Annotated in this window: 16 protein-coding genes and 1 pseudogene; 2 read left to right on the forward strand and 15 right to left on the reverse strand. The window is 71.2% G+C overall.

Annotated elements, in window-relative coordinates; translation table 11 throughout:
* Positions 1–92 precede the first annotated feature (92 nt).
* The gene (locus VA596_RS31110; RefSeq protein WP_323331768.1) at positions 93–614 is read left to right on the forward strand and encodes a general stress protein; all 522 of its coding nucleotides are present in this window, start codon (positions 93–95) and stop codon (positions 612–614) included.
* 204 nt (positions 615–818) lie between these two features.
* On the opposite strand, the gene VA596_RS31115 is transcribed toward VA596_RS31110, so the two are convergent.
* The 4 genes from VA596_RS31115 to VA596_RS31130 all read right to left on the reverse strand — a co-directional run bounded on the left by VA596_RS31115 (position 819) and on the right by VA596_RS31130 (position 3,979).
* Positions 819–1,718, reverse strand: a complete 900-nt coding sequence (locus tag VA596_RS31115) for an alpha/beta fold hydrolase (protein ID WP_323331974.1) — start codon at positions 1,716–1,718, stop codon at positions 819–821.
* Between the two features lie 185 nt (positions 1,719–1,903).
* On the reverse strand, positions 1,904–3,127 hold the full coding sequence (locus tag VA596_RS31120; RefSeq protein ID WP_323331769.1) for a DUF1700 domain-containing protein: 1,224 nt from the start codon (positions 3,125–3,127) through the stop codon (positions 1,904–1,906).
* On the reverse strand, positions 3,124–3,447 hold the full coding sequence (locus VA596_RS31125; protein ID WP_323331770.1) for a PadR family transcriptional regulator: 324 nt from the start codon (positions 3,445–3,447) through the stop codon (positions 3,124–3,126). Before VA596_RS31125 ends, VA596_RS31120 begins: the two co-directional genes overlap by 4 nt.
* Before the next feature lie 88 nt (positions 3,448–3,535).
* Positions 3,536–3,979 carry an Lrp/AsnC family transcriptional regulator gene (locus VA596_RS31130; protein ID WP_323331771.1) on the reverse strand — a complete coding sequence of 148 codons (444 nt, stop codon included), beginning with the start codon at positions 3,977–3,979 and terminating at the stop codon, positions 3,536–3,538.
* A 69-nt stretch (positions 3,980–4,048) separates the two neighbouring features.
* Here VA596_RS31130 and VA596_RS31135 point away from each other — a divergent pair, with 69 nt between their 5' ends.
* Positions 4,049–4,951 (forward strand): SMP-30/gluconolactonase/LRE family protein, encoded by a 903-nt coding sequence (locus VA596_RS31135; RefSeq protein ID WP_323331772.1) that lies wholly within the window; start codon positions 4,049–4,051, stop codon positions 4,949–4,951.
* Between the two features lie 272 nt (positions 4,952–5,223).
* Here VA596_RS31135 and VA596_RS31140 read toward each other — a convergent pair whose 3' ends face one another.
* The 11 genes and pseudogenes from VA596_RS31140 to VA596_RS31190 form a co-directional block, all read right to left on the reverse strand.
* Positions 5,224–6,390 (reverse strand): MAB_1171c family putative transporter, encoded by a 1,167-nt coding sequence (locus VA596_RS31140; RefSeq protein WP_323331773.1) that lies wholly within the window; start codon positions 6,388–6,390, stop codon positions 5,224–5,226.
* The gene (locus tag VA596_RS31145) at positions 6,387–6,908 is read right to left on the reverse strand and encodes a hypothetical protein (protein ID WP_323331975.1); all 522 of its coding nucleotides are present in this window, start codon (positions 6,906–6,908) and stop codon (positions 6,387–6,389) included. The genes VA596_RS31140 and VA596_RS31145 overlap by 4 nt, the downstream gene beginning before the upstream one ends.
* Positions 6,909–7,693: 785 nt before the next feature.
* Complete coding sequence (locus VA596_RS31150) at positions 7,694–8,128, reverse strand: helix-turn-helix domain-containing protein (RefSeq protein WP_323331774.1); 435 nt, start codon at positions 8,126–8,128, stop codon at positions 7,694–7,696.
* Positions 8,129–8,196: 68 nt separating this feature from the next.
* Positions 8,197–9,057: a bifunctional DNA-formamidopyrimidine glycosylase/DNA-(apurinic or apyrimidinic site) lyase gene (mutM, locus tag VA596_RS31155; RefSeq protein WP_323331775.1), complete on the reverse strand. Its 861-nt coding sequence runs from the start codon at positions 9,055–9,057 to the stop codon at positions 8,197–8,199.
* A gap of 133 nt (positions 9,058–9,190) precedes the next feature.
* On the reverse strand, positions 9,191–9,952 hold the full coding sequence (rnc, locus tag VA596_RS31160) for a ribonuclease III (RefSeq protein WP_323331776.1): 762 nt from the start codon (positions 9,950–9,952) through the stop codon (positions 9,191–9,193).
* Between the two features lie 13 nt (positions 9,953–9,965).
* On the reverse strand, positions 9,966–10,148 hold the full coding sequence (rpmF, locus tag VA596_RS31165) for a 50S ribosomal protein L32 (RefSeq protein WP_247062158.1): 183 nt from the start codon (positions 10,146–10,148) through the stop codon (positions 9,966–9,968).
* Positions 10,149–10,218: 70 nt separating this feature from the next.
* Positions 10,219–10,827 (reverse strand): YceD family protein, encoded by a 609-nt coding sequence (locus tag VA596_RS31170; RefSeq protein ID WP_323331777.1) that lies wholly within the window; start codon positions 10,825–10,827, stop codon positions 10,219–10,221.
* Between the two features lie 77 nt (positions 10,828–10,904).
* Positions 10,905–11,633: a DivIVA domain-containing protein gene (locus VA596_RS31175; protein ID WP_323331778.1), complete on the reverse strand. Its 729-nt coding sequence runs from the start codon at positions 11,631–11,633 to the stop codon at positions 10,905–10,907.
* A gap of 89 nt (positions 11,634–11,722) precedes the next feature.
* The gene (locus VA596_RS31180) at positions 11,723–12,400 is read right to left on the reverse strand and encodes a hypothetical protein (protein ID WP_323331779.1); all 678 of its coding nucleotides are present in this window, start codon (positions 12,398–12,400) and stop codon (positions 11,723–11,725) included.
* Positions 12,400–12,892 (reverse strand): annotated as a pseudogene (locus VA596_RS31185) (sigma-70 family RNA polymerase sigma factor). The gene VA596_RS31180 and the pseudogene VA596_RS31185 overlap by 1 nt, the downstream one beginning before the upstream one ends.
* Before the next feature lie 67 nt (positions 12,893–12,959).
* A complete protein-coding gene (locus VA596_RS31190; protein ID WP_323331780.1) occupies positions 12,960–13,664 on the reverse strand; it encodes a ribonuclease domain-containing protein in 705 nt (234 codons plus the stop codon).
* Positions 13,665–13,713 lie beyond the last annotated feature (49 nt).

Consider the following 13,713-nt stretch of genomic DNA (forward strand, 5'->3'; position numbering starts at 1 on the left):
GGATGCCCGGCTGAGAAGAGTCTGTGAATCGTGCTCGACCGGGAGGAATCCGGGGTACTCCCACGTTGTAAGGGGCAGGAGAGGTGAGATCGATGACCACAGCATTCACGCAGACCACGATCGGACAGCAGCAGGCCCGGCCCCAGTTGCCGACCCTGCCCACCGGCTGGCCGATCGGTTCGTACGAGTCCTACGAGCAGGCACAGCGCGCGGTCGACCACCTCGCGGGCACGGACTTCCCGGTCACCGACGTCACGATCGTGGGCGTGGAGCCGATGCTCGTCGAGCGGATCGCGGGCAAGATGTCGTGGGGCAAGGTGCTCGGCAGCGCCGCGATGTCCGGCGCCATGTTCGGCCTGATCCTGGGGCTGCTGCTGAGCATGCTCAACCCCGGGAACGGCGTGGTGCCGATCGCGATCGGCCTCGTCGCCGGTCTCGGGTTCAACATGCTGTTCGGCGCGCTGGGCTACGCGGCGAACCGCAACAAGCGCGGGTTCATCTCGCAGAGCCAGCTGGTCGCCCGCCGCTACGACGTCCTGTCGCAGCCCCGCAACGCCGAGAAGGGCCGCGCACTCCTGGCGGACCTGGCCGCGCGAAGCGCGTTCGGCCGCTGACCGTCCCCTTCGAAGGCCGTCTCCCCCGGGAGGCGGCCTTCGTCGCGTCCGGCACCCAGCGCCCCAATGTGGCGTTGGGTGCATCTGACGCACCCAATGTGGCGTTCGGTGCGTCCAACGCACCGAACGCCACATTGGGGCGCATGAGAGCCGAGCCGAGCGGAACCGTCGGTGGTCGCCGGTAGCGTGGAAAACGGGGGCTGCTCAGGTGCCCGAGGACACCGTCGGGATGTCGGCCGGTGGGCCCGGCAGGTCCGCCTGGCGGCCCGAGCGCAGCAGCTCGCCCCAGCGCGCGCGGTCGTAGCGGGCCGGCGGGGTGCTCGTCAGGAACTCGCGCAGGATCTCCAGGAACCGCTGCGGGTCCGAGCGGTGCGGGAAGTGGCCCGCGCCCTCGAAGAGCACCAGCTTGCTGCCCGGCATCGCGCGGTGGGCGCGCAGGGCGTGGCCGCTCGGCACGACGACGTCGTCGGTGCCCCACGCCAGCAGCGTCGGGATGCCCTCGGTCAGGTAACAGCGGTCGAGCATGTTGACCACCTGGCCGCGCCAGTCGACGACCGAGCGGAGCGTCCGGAGGAACGCCGTCCGGCTGCCCGGTTCGAGGAGCCGGACGTAGCGCGTCAGCACGTAGTCGAGGTCCGGGCCGAGCCCGAGCCCCTCGGAAACCCGCAGCAGCTCGGCGATCCCGCGCATCGCGGCCAGCGCCGGGCGGGTGCCCAGCAGCGGCATCACCAGTCCCGCACCCGGCGCGGCCGCCAGGCGCAGCAGCGGGTGCACACTCGCTCCGACACCGCCGGAACCGACCAGCACCAGGCGTTCGCAGCGCTCCGGGAACTGGTACGCGAACTGCATCGCGACACCGCCGCCGAGCGAATGCCCGACCACCGTCACCCGGTCGACGTCCAGGGTGGTCAGCAGGTCCCGCATGCCGCACGCGTAGGCGGCGACCGAGTAGTCGGCGCGCGGCTTGGCGGACGCGCCGTGGCCGAGCAGGTCCGGCGCGATCACCGTGTAGTCGCCGGACAGCGAGGCCAGCAGGTCCAGCCAGGTCGACGAGTCGTCGCCGATGCCGTGCAGGAACAGCACGGCCGGCCCGCGCCCGGCCATCCGGTAGGCGCGCTCGTACCCGTGGACCACCCGTGTGCGCGGGGCGAACGTGTCCGCCCCGATCCCCGTCAATGCCGGCACGTTCCCAGCTCACCACGGGTGCGTTCGCTGGACGTTTCCGGCACGTTCGGATCGGGTGAACGCCAGGAGCGGCCCCGACCTCCGCTCCTGGCGCCCGTTCCCCCCTACTTCGTCGGCGTCGGCGTCGGTGTCCCCGTGGGTGCCGGCGTCGACGAAGGAGTACTGGGCGGCGCCGTCACCTTCGGGATGGCGGCGCTGAACGGCACGTTCGGGTCTTCGCGGCAGGCGGAGCGGTAACCGTTGTAGCCGTCGAAGTTGCCCTGGTCGTCGGTGACGCCCTGCTGGATCCGCGGCCGCGGGAACCGGTTGTCCGAACCGATCTTCTCCTTGGTGCCGGACGAGCGCTCGCAGCCGTAGCGGGTCAGCGTGATCGGCCTGCCGTCCTCGTCGTAGAGGTAGACCTCGGTCAGCGGCTTGCCCTCGGCGTCGAAGGCGTAGACGTTGCCGATCGACTGGCCGCCGTAGGTCAGCTGGTCGGTGCCGTACTGGTCGGACGACGGGTAGTACGACGACGCGCTCTGGTAGGAGCTGCGGTTCGAAATGAGGTCGACCGCGGCACCGAACCCGCCGAGCGCCCCGCCGACGACGAACGCCGAAACCGGCACGGCCACCCACAGCAGGCGCCGGTCGGCGCGCAGCCGCGGCCCGGCCCACACGGCCGCGACGCCCGCGACGAGCAGGAACGGCAGCAGCAGCACGGCCTGCCGGTGCCGCAGCATGAGCAGCACCCCGAAGGTGAGCAGGGCGAGTGCGCACAGCACCCACCACGCCGGCTTCAGCGAACCGAGGTAGCCGAGGAACTTCCCGCCGTCCTCCTGCTCGCGCAGCCGGTTCAGCGAGCCGCGCAGCCGCGCCATCTCCGGCAGCGCCAGCACCGGCTCGACACCGCCGCGCAGCAACAGCACCAGGCTGATCAGGAACACCGGTGCGGGCAGGACGATGCCGATCAGCGCGTCGGGCTCCACGTTGATGGCGGCGGTGAAGGCGATCAGCGTGAGCGCCAGCGCGCTGATCACCAGGCCCCACAACGCGATCCGCGGCTTCAGCAGGCTCGGCGACGACGGCGCCGCGGTCAGCACCGCGGTCGTCCCCTCCCCCGCCGGCGGGTAGCCGCCCGATGCCCGCAGTTCGGCCGCGTAGCTCTCGGGCGTGCCGAGCCGTTCGATGAGGGCCTCGACCCTGGCGCCCTCCCCCAGTTCGCCCTCGAGCTCCGCCAGGTGCGGGCGGACGTCCTCGAGGATCTCTTCGATCTCGCTCGCGGGCAGGTCGGCGAGCGCGGTCCGGACCCGCGCCAGATACACCCGCACGGCGGTCGGCTTGTCGCTCATGCTGCCTCTCCCAAAAGCACGTTCATCGTCGAAGCGAAGCTGTGCCAGGTCTTGCCCGACTCCGCCAGGCGGAGCCGGCCCGGCTCGTTCAGGCTGTAGTACTTGCGGTGCGGCCCCTCTTCGCTGGGCACCACGTACGAGGTGAGCAGGCCGGCCTTGTAGAGCCTGCGCAACGTCCCGTACACCGACGCGTCCCCGACCTCCTCCAGGCCCGATGCCCTGAGTCTTCGCAGGACGTCGTACCCGTAGCCGTCTTCCTCGCGGAGCACCGCGAGCACGGCGAGATCGAGCACCCCTTTGAGCAGCTGACTGATCTCCACTGCACCCTCCAGTCTTACGCTTAAGAAGGTACCACGCATAGCGCAGTAGTGCGCACGGCGGAGGGCCGTCCGGCGAGTCGTCACGGGATCACCCGGGGTCGACGGGCCGCTCGAAGAAGGACTCGAGCACGACGATCGTCTGCGTCCCGGTGACGCCGTCGATCGTGAACAGCCGCCGCAGCGCCGCCTGCAGCTCCTCCGTCGACGCCGTGCGCACCTTCACCAGCAGCGACGCCGGACCCGCGACGACGTGCGCTTCGATGACTTCGGGCAGCGCTTCGAGGGCGGCCTTCACCGGACTGTCGCCCATCCAGGCGTTGGCCTCGACGAGGACGAACGCCGCGACCCCGCGCCCGACCGCGACCGGGTCGACCTCCACCGTCGTCCGCCGGATCACGCCCTGCTCGCGCAGCTTGCGCACGCGCTCGTGGGCCGCGCCGGCCGAGAGCCCGACCGCCCGGCCGAGCGCGGTGTACACCTGCCCCGCGTCCCGCTGGAGTTCCGCCAGCAACATCCGATCAAGGTCATCCACCGCTTGACCATATCAGGTTCGGTGTAGCATGATCGAGGCAGGATGACATTTTGGTTCGGGAGGTGTTCGGTGGATCTGGTCAAGGCGGAGTTCGAGGTGCTCGACGAGCGCTTCGCGCGCGTCAACGGCGACGAGTGGATGCAACGCCTGCACACCGGCTGCCGCTGGACCGAGGGGCCCGCGTACTTCCCGGCCGGGCGCTACCTGGTGTTCAGCGACATCCCGAACAACCGGACCCTGCGCTGGGACGAGACCACCGGCCGGGTCGGGGTGTTCCGGCAGCCGTCGGACTACGCGAACGGGCACACGGTCGACCGGCAGGGCCGGCTGATCAGCTGCGAGCAGGGCCCTCGGCGGGTGACCCGCACCGAGCACGACGGGACGGTCACCGTGCTCGCTTCGTCATACCAGGGAAAGAAGCTCAACAGCCCCAACGACGTCGTCGAGCACTCGGACGGGTCACTCTGGTTCACCGACCCGAGTTACGGCATCGACAGCGACTACGAGGGCTACCGCGCGGAGAGCGAGATCGGCGCGTGCCACGTGTACCGCATCGACCCGCGGGACGGCGAGGTCCGCATCGCCGCCGACGACTTCTCCCGCCCGAACGGGCTGGCCTTCTCAGCCGACGAATCGCTGCTGTACATCGCCGACACCCGGCAGGATCCCAGCCACCTCAGGGTGTTTTTTGTAGGCGACAAGGGCACCCTCACCGGCGGTGAGATCTTCGCAACGTCCGACGCGGGCGGCTTCGACGGGGTCCGCGTCGACAGCGAGGGCAACATCTGGGCAGCAGCCCACGACGGCCTGCACTGCTTCGCCCCGGACGGCACCCGCATCGGCAAGCTCCGCATGCCGGAGATCTGCTCGAACTTCACTTTTGGCGGCCCTCGGCGAAACGAGCTGTTCATCACGGCATCGAGTTCCCTGTACACGCTGAGAGTCACGGTGAACGGGGCTCGCTACCCATGAGGGTCACGAAGTCCTGAGGGTGCCCCTCACGGCTTTGGTCCCGAGTTAGTCGAGCGCCTGTTCAGCAGCCTGCCTGCACGGCTCGTTTCCGGGCTCGCCGATCACCTGCCCAGCAGCGAACCCCGCTCCATTTCGGACACGAGCCAGCCGAGCGCCCGGGTCCAGCTCGCCATACACGTTGCGAGTCACCGTAAGCGGCGCCCGCGAGTCGTGAGGGGCACCCTCAGGGACATCAGAGCCATGAAGGTCCCCCTTACGGCTTCCGTCCCGCGCTAGTCGAGCGCCCGATTCAACAGCGTGCCGCGGCGCCAGGCGCGGCTGACCCGGACCAGCCAGTCCGCTTCGGCGGCGACGTCCGCGTCGGCGTCCGCCAGGGGTTCCGGTGCGTCGTCGGCCGGGGTGAAGCGGCGGCCGGCCCGTTCTGCCTCGATCGCCGCTGCCAGGGTGACCGCCTCCACCGTTGCCGCGACTTCGGCTTCGGGGACTCCCGCGCGCCGGGCCTCCGCTGCCGCGCGGGCCGGGAGGCCGGGGTCGAAGTGGGCGCGCAGGGCCAGGTGACCGTCGCGGATCTCGATCACCCGGCGGTACAACGCGAACTCGGGGCCGGCCGCCAGCCCGCGGCCCGGGTCGAGGGCGATGCCCGGGACCGCGGCGCGCAACGCCGCCCACAGCGGCTCGATGCGGCGGTACGCCCGGTAGGCGCGAACCCGGCCGAGCACCGACGACACCGCCGGCGACCACGCGCTGAGCGTCGCCCCCGCCGCGATCAGGCCGACGGTCACCGCAGCGAGCACCGACGACACCAGGTCTTCGCGGGCCTCGATCCGGGACGTCTGCGCCAGCCTGCGGACGTCGTCGACACCCCACAGCGTCCACACGAACGCCGCGCTCACGCCGATCACCAGCAGCCACAGCCCGGCGCGCAGCGGGCCGGGCTCCGCGTGCCGCGCGCCGCGGGCGAACACCGAGCTGAGCAGGCCGAGGCTGACCAGGCCGTAGACCAGGAACAGGATCTTGTCCCCGAGGGCGAACGGCAGCCCGCTGTCCGGGAACACCGTGTCGTCGCCGACCCGCTGCGCCGAGGACAGCGCGTAGCACGCCGCGAGCAGCACCATCGTCGCGCCGGTGAACAACGCGTGCGGGACGAGCCGGGCGCCTTCGCCTCGCCACATCGCCTGGCTGAAGGCGACCGCGAAGCCGATCGCGCCCAGCTTCAGCTCCTCCCCCACCAACGGCGCGACCCACGCGAACACCGGCCCCGGGCCGGCCAGGACCTCCATCGCCGGGGTCAGCACGACGATGCCGGCGGCGATGCAGATGCCGAACCCGGCGAGGAACCACATGGTGCGCACCGGCTGGCTGTGGCGCGATTCGATCAGCTTGTACCCGAACCCGGCGCACCCCAGCAGGCACAAGTGGTAGGTGAGGGTCTCGATCACGGCGCGCGGCGGCGGGACCGGCCGCCGAACAGCGAGTCGAAGCGCCGCAGGTCTTCGGGGACGTCGGGCGCCGGCTCTTCGGGCCGGACGATCCGCTGCGCGAGCAGGGTGGCCACGAGCTCGGCTTCGCGCTCCTCGACTTCGGTGTAGGTGGTGCGGCCCAGGACCCGGCGGACCAGCTCGGGTGAGAGGTTGGGCATCAGCTGCCGTCCCGCGGCGGCGTCGATGGCAACGCCGTCAGGGCCGCCGTCGGGCCCCGTGTGCCCGCAGACCAGGTGCCCGACCTCGTGCAGCAGGATGTGCCGCCGGTGCAGGGCGGTCGTGTTGGTCGGGTAGAGGATGTAGTCCGCGCGTTCGGTGCTCATCAGGAGCCCGCAGGGCGCGCCGTCGGGTGCGCTGACCGGCATCAGCTCGATCGGACGGCCGCGCTGCGCGGCGAGCGCCGCGACGAACGCCTCGGGATCGAACGGCTCCGGCAGGCTGACGGCGCCGGCGACCTCACGGGCCCGCTGCCACAGGGCGCGGCCCGGTCCCCGCGCGGAGAGCCGCCGCCGGGATGGTCGCTCCGCCACGTCAGCCCTCCTTTCCACGCCGGGTTTCGACCGGCAGAGGCGACCGCGCGAGCCTCGCAGGGAGCCCCGGCGCCGAGTCCGGTCCGCGTCCGCACCGCCATGCCGACCCCGCGAACCTACCGCGACGAACCCCGCCCGGGGACCACCCCGCCGGTTATCACCCTCGCGAAGTTCCCGTCGCCCGAGCGGATCGACAGTATCGACGACTTCACGGCGGAGCGGCGGGAACAACGGCCGGCTCAACTGCGACGTAGCCACCCGGACAGACCGGCAATCGCGCGACACCGGGTGATCCGCCCGGGCGGATCAGCCACGGCCGAACCGCGCTGCACAGACCAACCGGCCTCAGCGCCACCGCGGCCAGGCCCGCCCCGGCGACCCAGGTGGATGGGCAACCTCAAGACACCGCGATCCAGCCACGGTGGAGCAAGTCCCAGCGACCCGATTAGGTCGGCAACCCCACAACACCGCGCGATCCGGCTGCGATCAGCCGCAACCAGCCACCCCGCAGACCAGCCGCCTCTCCAGCACCACCGCGACCGTGGCCGTGCCCGTGCTGGCGAACCCGACTGGATCGACAACCTCACGACACCGCATGATCCGGTCGCGGGGGCAGCCGTGGCCGAACCGCAGACCGCTGCCGGGCGTGGGGTGGTGGCGCGTCGGCGACCTCTCGCGACGGTGCGCGATCCCGGCCGTCCGCCGTCACTGACAAACTGCCCAACCTGAGGTCAGCTTTCCTTCTTCGGGCCTCCTCGACCGGCTTCGCGACGGGCTATGGCGTCGATCATGTCGCTGATCGTGTCCAAGCCGTCTGCTGACAGGGTCACTGCTCGCAGGGCCAGGTCGCGGACGCCTGCGTCGCGCAGCGCTCCCAGCAGGGCCAGCTCCTCGGCTATCTTGCGGCTCTGCTCGTCGTCGAAGAAGTAGGCCGGGGGGACTCCGAAGAACTGGGCCAGTGCCTCCAGGTGCCGCTTGGTCGGGTTCGTGCGCCGTCCCGTGCGGAGTTGCCACAGGTAGGTCGTCGAGAAGCTCTCGCCGGTCGCTTCGCGGCAGGCCGTCGCGACCTCCTCGTTGCTGTACGGCTCCCGATCGGCCCTGCGGACCACGTGGAACAGCTGGTCGATCTTGTCGGCCAGCGTCGACTTGCCGGGCTCCTTGACCACGTTGCACTCCCTCAGCTACCAGGCGTATTCATCCTAGCTGAAAGGCGAACACCTGTTATCAACGCGAGTTAACCCCTTGGCCTCGGCTGGCACCGTGGGCACGAGAACGACGACCGGTTCATGAACGGCTCGCGCCGGATCGGCGAGCCGCAGCGGTGGCAGGGCAGGCCCTCCTGGCCGTACGCGTCGAGCGAACGGTCGAAGTACCCCGACTGCCCGTTGACGTTGACGTACAGCGCGTCGAACGACGTGCCGCCCTGGCCCAGGGCCGCGTTCATCACGTCCGACGCCGCGGACAGCAGCTCCCGGCCCTTCGCGAGGGTGAGCTTCTCCGTCGGCCTCGCCCAGTGCAGCTTCGCGCGCCACAGCGCTTCGTCGGCGTAGATGTTGCCGATGCCCGAGACCAGCGTCTGGTCGAGCAGGGCGCGCTTGATCTCGGTACGGCGGGAGCGCAGCGCGCGCACGGCCGTGTCGAGGTCGAACGCCGGGTCCATCGGGTCGCGGGCGATGTGCGCGATCGAGCCGGGCAGCAGTACGCGCTCGCCGATGTCGGTCAGGTCGTCCAGCACCAGGCCGCCGAACGTGCGCTGGTCGACGAAGCGCAGCTCCGGGCCGTCGTCGTCGAAGCGCAGCCGGACGCGCAGGTGCTTCTCGTCCGGCGCGTCCTCGGGCTGGACGAGCATCTGCCCGCTCATCCCGAGGTGGGCGACGACGGCTTCCTTGTCGGACAGCTCGAGCCACAGGTACTTGCCCCGCCGCCGCGCGGCTTCGACCCGCGCACCGGTGAGCCGCTGGGTGAAGTCGTCCGCGCCCAGCACGTGGCGCCGGATCGCCCGCGGGTGCAGGACCTCGGCCTCGCGCACGGTCCGGCCGGCGACGTGCGCCTGCAGGCCCACACGGACGACTTCGACCTCGGGAAGTTCGGGCATACGGCCATTGTGCCCCGGGGGTACGACAGTTCCCGCAAGGCACCGGGCGCACAAGAAAATCCGCCTGTCTCCCCGCGGTTCGTGGCGGAACCACGAACGCGCTGGGAGGCAAGCGGATCAGCGAAAACGCGAGCTAGGCGTCCTCGTCCGGCTTCTCGGCAGTCTGCTTCTCGGCCTCGAGTTCGGCCGACAGCGAGCGCCAGGCCGTCTCGGCGGCCTTCTGCTCGGCTTCCTTCTTCGTCGAACCCGAACCGGTGCCGAGCGGGCGGCCGCCGATGAGGACCGTGGCCGTGAACTCCTTGCGGTGGTCCGGACCGGTGTCCTCGACGCGGTACTCGGGCACGCCGAGACCGGCCGACGCCGTCAGCTCCTGCAGGCTCGTCTTCCAGTCGAGCCCGGCACCGCGCAGCGGCGCCTCGGCGAGAAGACCGTCGAAGAGGTGGTGCACGAGCTTGCGGGCGATCTCGATGCCGTGCGCCAGGTACACCGCGCCGATGACCGCTTCGAGGCCGTCGGCGAGGATGCTCGCCTTGTCCCGGCCGCCGGTGAGCTCTTCGCCCTTGCCCAGCAACAGGTGCGCCCCGAGCCCGCCCTCGCCGAGCCCGCGGGCCACCCTCGCCAGCGCGTGCATGTTGACGACGCTGGCGCGGAGCTTCGCGAGCTGACCTTCGGGCAGGTCCGGGTGCGTGGTGTAGAGGTGATCGGTGACGACCAGGCCGAGCACGGCGTCACCGAGGAACTCCAGCCGCTCGTTCGGCGGCAGACCGCCGTTTTCGTACGCGTACGAACGGTGGGTCAGCGACAGCTCGAGCAACTCGGAGTCGAGAACGACCCCGAGCGCTTCGAGCAACGGCGCCGGATCGGCTGGTGGTCCCCCGGGCGTCTTGCCCCCCATGTCGGCTACCCGATCAGGCGGGCTCGACGACCTGGCGGCCGTTGTGCTGGCCGCACGACGGGCACGCGATGTGCTGGAGCTTCGGCTGCTTGCAGGCGCGGTTGGAGCAGGGCACCAGCTGAACCGGAGCCGCCTTCCACTGGCTGCGGCGGGCGCGCGTGTTGGATCGCGACATCTTCCGCTTCGGGACGGCCACGAGTAGATCTCCTTAAGACGGTCTGCTCGCGGTGCGAGCGAACTTTCCTCACCGGCGAGCTGGACGCTCGTCAGGCTTGCTCTTGCTCAGCGGGGTCCTGCGCAGGCTTTTCGCCCGCATTCTCGTCGAAGCGCTCGACCAGTGCGGCCCACCGAGGGTCTATCTTCTCATGCCCGTGTCCGGGCTCGAGATCGGCCCACTTGACGCCGCAGTCGATGCAGAGCCCGGCGCAGTCCTCGGTGCACAACGGCGCCAGGGGCAGGGCGAGCACGACGGCGTCGCGGACGGTCGGCTCGAGGTCGATCCGGTCGTCGACCAGCCGCGGGATCTCGTCCTCGTCCGTGGTCTCCTCGGTGGCCGAGCCCGGGTAGGCGAACAGCTCCTGGACCTCGACCTCGACCTCCTCGGTCAGCGGGTCGAGGCAGCGCGCGCAGTTGCCCGTCGCGGTCGCCGTCGCGGTGCCGCTGACCAGGACGCCCTCGACGACGGATTCGAGGAGCAGGTCGAGCTTGAGTTCGGAACCGGCGTCGATGGTGATGACGTCGGGGACGCCAAGCGGCGTCTCCACCGGCACAGTGCGCTGAAGAGCGCGGCTGAGACCGGCGTGACGGCCGAGCTCACGGGTGTCGATCACCCACGGGCTGCGGTCGTCGAGCTGGGGGGTCTTGTTCTCGGACATCCCGTCCAGAGTACGCACGGGGTGCCACCCCTTTCGAGCTGGCACCCACGCACGTCACACGGCCTCTGAGAGGCTCGTCACACCTGGTAGTCGTAGAGGGTCGGGCGGCCGCCGCTGTTCGGCAGGTTCGCCGGGGAGCGCAGGTGGTTGCGGCCCGAGTCGACCGTGCGCAGCGTCGTCGCCAGCAGCTCCGAGAACTCCGCCAGCTTGCCGTCGACGTAGGCGTCGCAGTCGCCGCGCTGGCGGTCCGCTTCCGCGTGGGCCTCGTCGACGATGCGGGCCGATTCGGCGTGCGCCGCCTGGACGACCTCCGTCTGCGCGACCAGCCGGGACTGCTCGAGGCGGCCGTCTTCGATGGCGCGGTCGTAGGCGTCGCGGCCGGCCTGGATCATCCGCTCCGACTCGCCGCGGGAGCGGTCGGTGAGGTTCTGGTACTCGGCCTGGCCCGCCGCGACCGTGCGGTCGGCCTGGTCGTGGGCGTCGGCGAGCATCTGCTCGGCGCGGGCCCGCGCGTCGGCCAGGATCCGCTCGGCCTCGTCGGTGGCCTCGGCGATCGCCCGCTCGGCGTCGGCGTTCGCCCCCGCGACCGTCTCCCCCGCCTCCTTGCGGGCGGCGTGGATCAGGTCGTCGCGCTTGTCCAGCACGTCCTGGGCGTCGTCGACCTCCGCGGGAAACGCGTCGCGGACGTCGTCCAGGAGTTCGAGGACGTCGCCGCGGGGCACCACGCAGCTGGACGTCATCGGGACGCCGCGCGCCTCCTCGACGATGGTGACGAGCTCGTCGAGCGCCTCGAAAACCCGGTACACGGCAACTCCAATCCCCTGTCGCTGTGACCAGTCTGCCCTCATCCGGCGCCGAAGCGGTGAAGGCGCACGGCACCGGGCGTGTCCGCGTCCTACGGCAGGGTGAACGCCGGATCGGTGATCACCTTCGCGACCTGCTCCCGGGTCAGCCGGAGCACATCGGTGACGCCCGGGGCGCTGGCGCCGGCGTCGGTGATCGTCACCGCGGAGCCGTCCGGCCGGTAGAGACCGCCGTCGAAACCGCGGGCGCCCCCGGGGATCGGGGCCTCGCGGATCACCAGGACCGAGCCGTCCGGCGCCGTGTCACAGGGCGAGGCCGCGCAGGCCCGGCCGAGCGCCCCGGCGTCCCACGGCAGCCGCTTTCCGCGGACGGTGAGCTGGAAGGTGCCCGGTTGCCCGGCCGCGTCGGCGAAGGTGGCCGTCGCGCTGATCCGGTCCGGGCCGACGGTGTCGGCGGTCGACGCGCCCACGGTCAGGCCGCGCAGCCCGGGGAACAGTCCGGCGAAGGCGTTGGCGAGCGCCTGTCGGACCCGCGACTGTTCGGCGAGCGAGGGCGGCGTGGGCGGCCCCGCCGGGGGCACCGGGGCCGGGGTCGAGGGGGCGAACACCGCCACCGCCGCGACGACCGCGCCCGCGGCCAGCGTCCCGGTGATGCCCGCGGTCCGGCGCCGGGTCTGCTTCGCCGCGCGGTCGGCCACCTCGTCCGGGTCGAACCCGAGCGGCGGCTCCACGAGGTCCACCTCGCGCAGACGGGTCTCGATGTCGGTCATCACGCGCTCCTCTCCGCGGCCTGCTCCAGGACACCGCGCAGGGTTTCGAGCCCGCGCGAGGCCTGGCTCCGGACGGTTCCTTCCGAGCAGCGCAGCACGGCCGCGACCTCCGCCACCGGCAGGTCGGCGCAGTAGCGGAGCACGACGGCGGCGCGCTGCTTCGCGGGAACTTCGGCGAGGGCACGCAGGAGGGGATCGGAGATGCCGGTCTCGAGGGTGAAGGACGGCCGCTCCGGCACGACGCCGTCGCGGCGTTCGCGGCGGCGCCACGGCCGGCGCTGCTCGTCGAGCCGGCAACGCAGCAGGAATCGGCGGGCGTAGTCGTCGACGGGCCCGCGGCGGCTGGTCTTCGGCCGGACCCGGTGGTGGGCAGGGCTGGACGAGGTCCTCGGCCAGGTGCCAGTCGCCGCACAGCAGGTACGCCGTGCGCCTGAGCACCAGAGCCCGCGCCCGGGCGAACTCCCGGAAGTCCGCGTCGTCCCCAGCACGCATCCGTGCCTCCCTCGTCCGTGTTCCGGTGTACCTCACGGACGAGGGGGCGCGGCGCGTTGCACGGGGGTCAGGAATTCAGGTTGATCGCCTTGAAGGTGACGTAGTGGTCGGGCGTGTAGGCCAGCTCGCCGGCCTTGCCGGAGATCACGCGGTCGTTCGTGCCGACGGTGAACAGCTTGTAGTAGCCGGACGCGCAGGCCGGGAGCACGCCTTCGCGGTTCTCGTAGGTGGTGCCGGTGGACGCGCCGCCGCGGACGTTGTCCACCACGGTCTTCGCCGCCGCCGAGAGCTGCGAGTAGCCGATCTTCGCCAGGCCGGACAGGTCACCGCACTGCTTCGTCGGCGTCCCGCCGCCGTTGACGTCGACGACCTGGAACGTGGCGTAGTGGTCGCCGGTGTAGAAGTACTCGCCGCCGCTGCCGGTCACGATGCGGCGCGTGCCGCGGTTGCTCGCGCCGGGGGTCGGCACCGTGTACTCGTGGTAGTAGCTCGTCGCGCAGGACGGCAGGATGCCTTCGCGGTTGTCGAAGACGACGCCGTCGTTCTGCGGGTACGGGAACGGGCCACCCTTCTGGATGAGGTTGTAGGTCGTCGTGGCCTCGGCGGGCAGCGACGAGAGCGCCTTGTGGGTGAACCCGGCGAGGTTGCCGCACTGGTTCTGCGCCGCGACGGCCGGAACACCGGTGACCGCCTCGGCGGCGGTGACCCCCATGGACAGCGTGGCCAGGAGCGCGAAGAGGACCGCGACCAGGCGAGATCGGTAGTTGGTCATTTTCGGACCGTAACCCGATCGAGTGATCGTCAGAAGACGGAAAGGTGAA

It is taken from the genome of Amycolatopsis heterodermiae (assembly GCF_034929455.1).
Taxonomy (GTDB): Bacteria; Actinomycetota; Actinomycetes; order Mycobacteriales; family Pseudonocardiaceae; genus Amycolatopsis; species Amycolatopsis heterodermiae.

What these genes read in the sequence shown, in the direction of transcription:
- VA596_RS31110 (WP_323331768.1), top strand. Translation starts at nt 93, where the DNA reads ATGACCACAGCATTCACGCAGACCACGATCGGACAGCAGCAGGCCCGG.
- VA596_RS31115 (WP_323331974.1), bottom strand. Translation starts at nt 1,718, where the DNA reads ATGGCCGGGCGCGGGCCGGCCGTGCTGTTCCTGCACGGCATCGGCGAC.
- VA596_RS31120 (WP_323331769.1), bottom strand. Translation starts at nt 3,127, where the DNA reads ATGAGCGACAAGCCGACCGCCGTGCGGGTGTATCTGGCGCGGGTCCGG.
- mutM (WP_323331775.1), bottom strand. Translation starts at nt 9,057, where the DNA reads ATGCCCGAACTTCCCGAGGTCGAAGTCGTCCGTGTGGGCCTGCAGGCG.
- rnc (WP_323331776.1), bottom strand. Translation starts at nt 9,952, where the DNA reads ATGGGGGGCAAGACGCCCGGGGGACCACCAGCCGATCCGGCGCCGTTG.
- VA596_RS31170 (WP_323331777.1), bottom strand. Translation starts at nt 10,827, where the DNA reads ATGTCCGAGAACAAGACCCCCCAGCTCGACGACCGCAGCCCGTGGGTG.
- VA596_RS31180 (WP_323331779.1), bottom strand. Translation starts at nt 12,400, where the DNA reads ATGACCGACATCGAGACCCGTCTGCGCGAGGTGGACCTCGTGGAGCCG.
- VA596_RS31190 (WP_323331780.1), bottom strand. Translation starts at nt 13,664, where the DNA reads ATGACCAACTACCGATCTCGCCTGGTCGCGGTCCTCTTCGCGCTCCTG.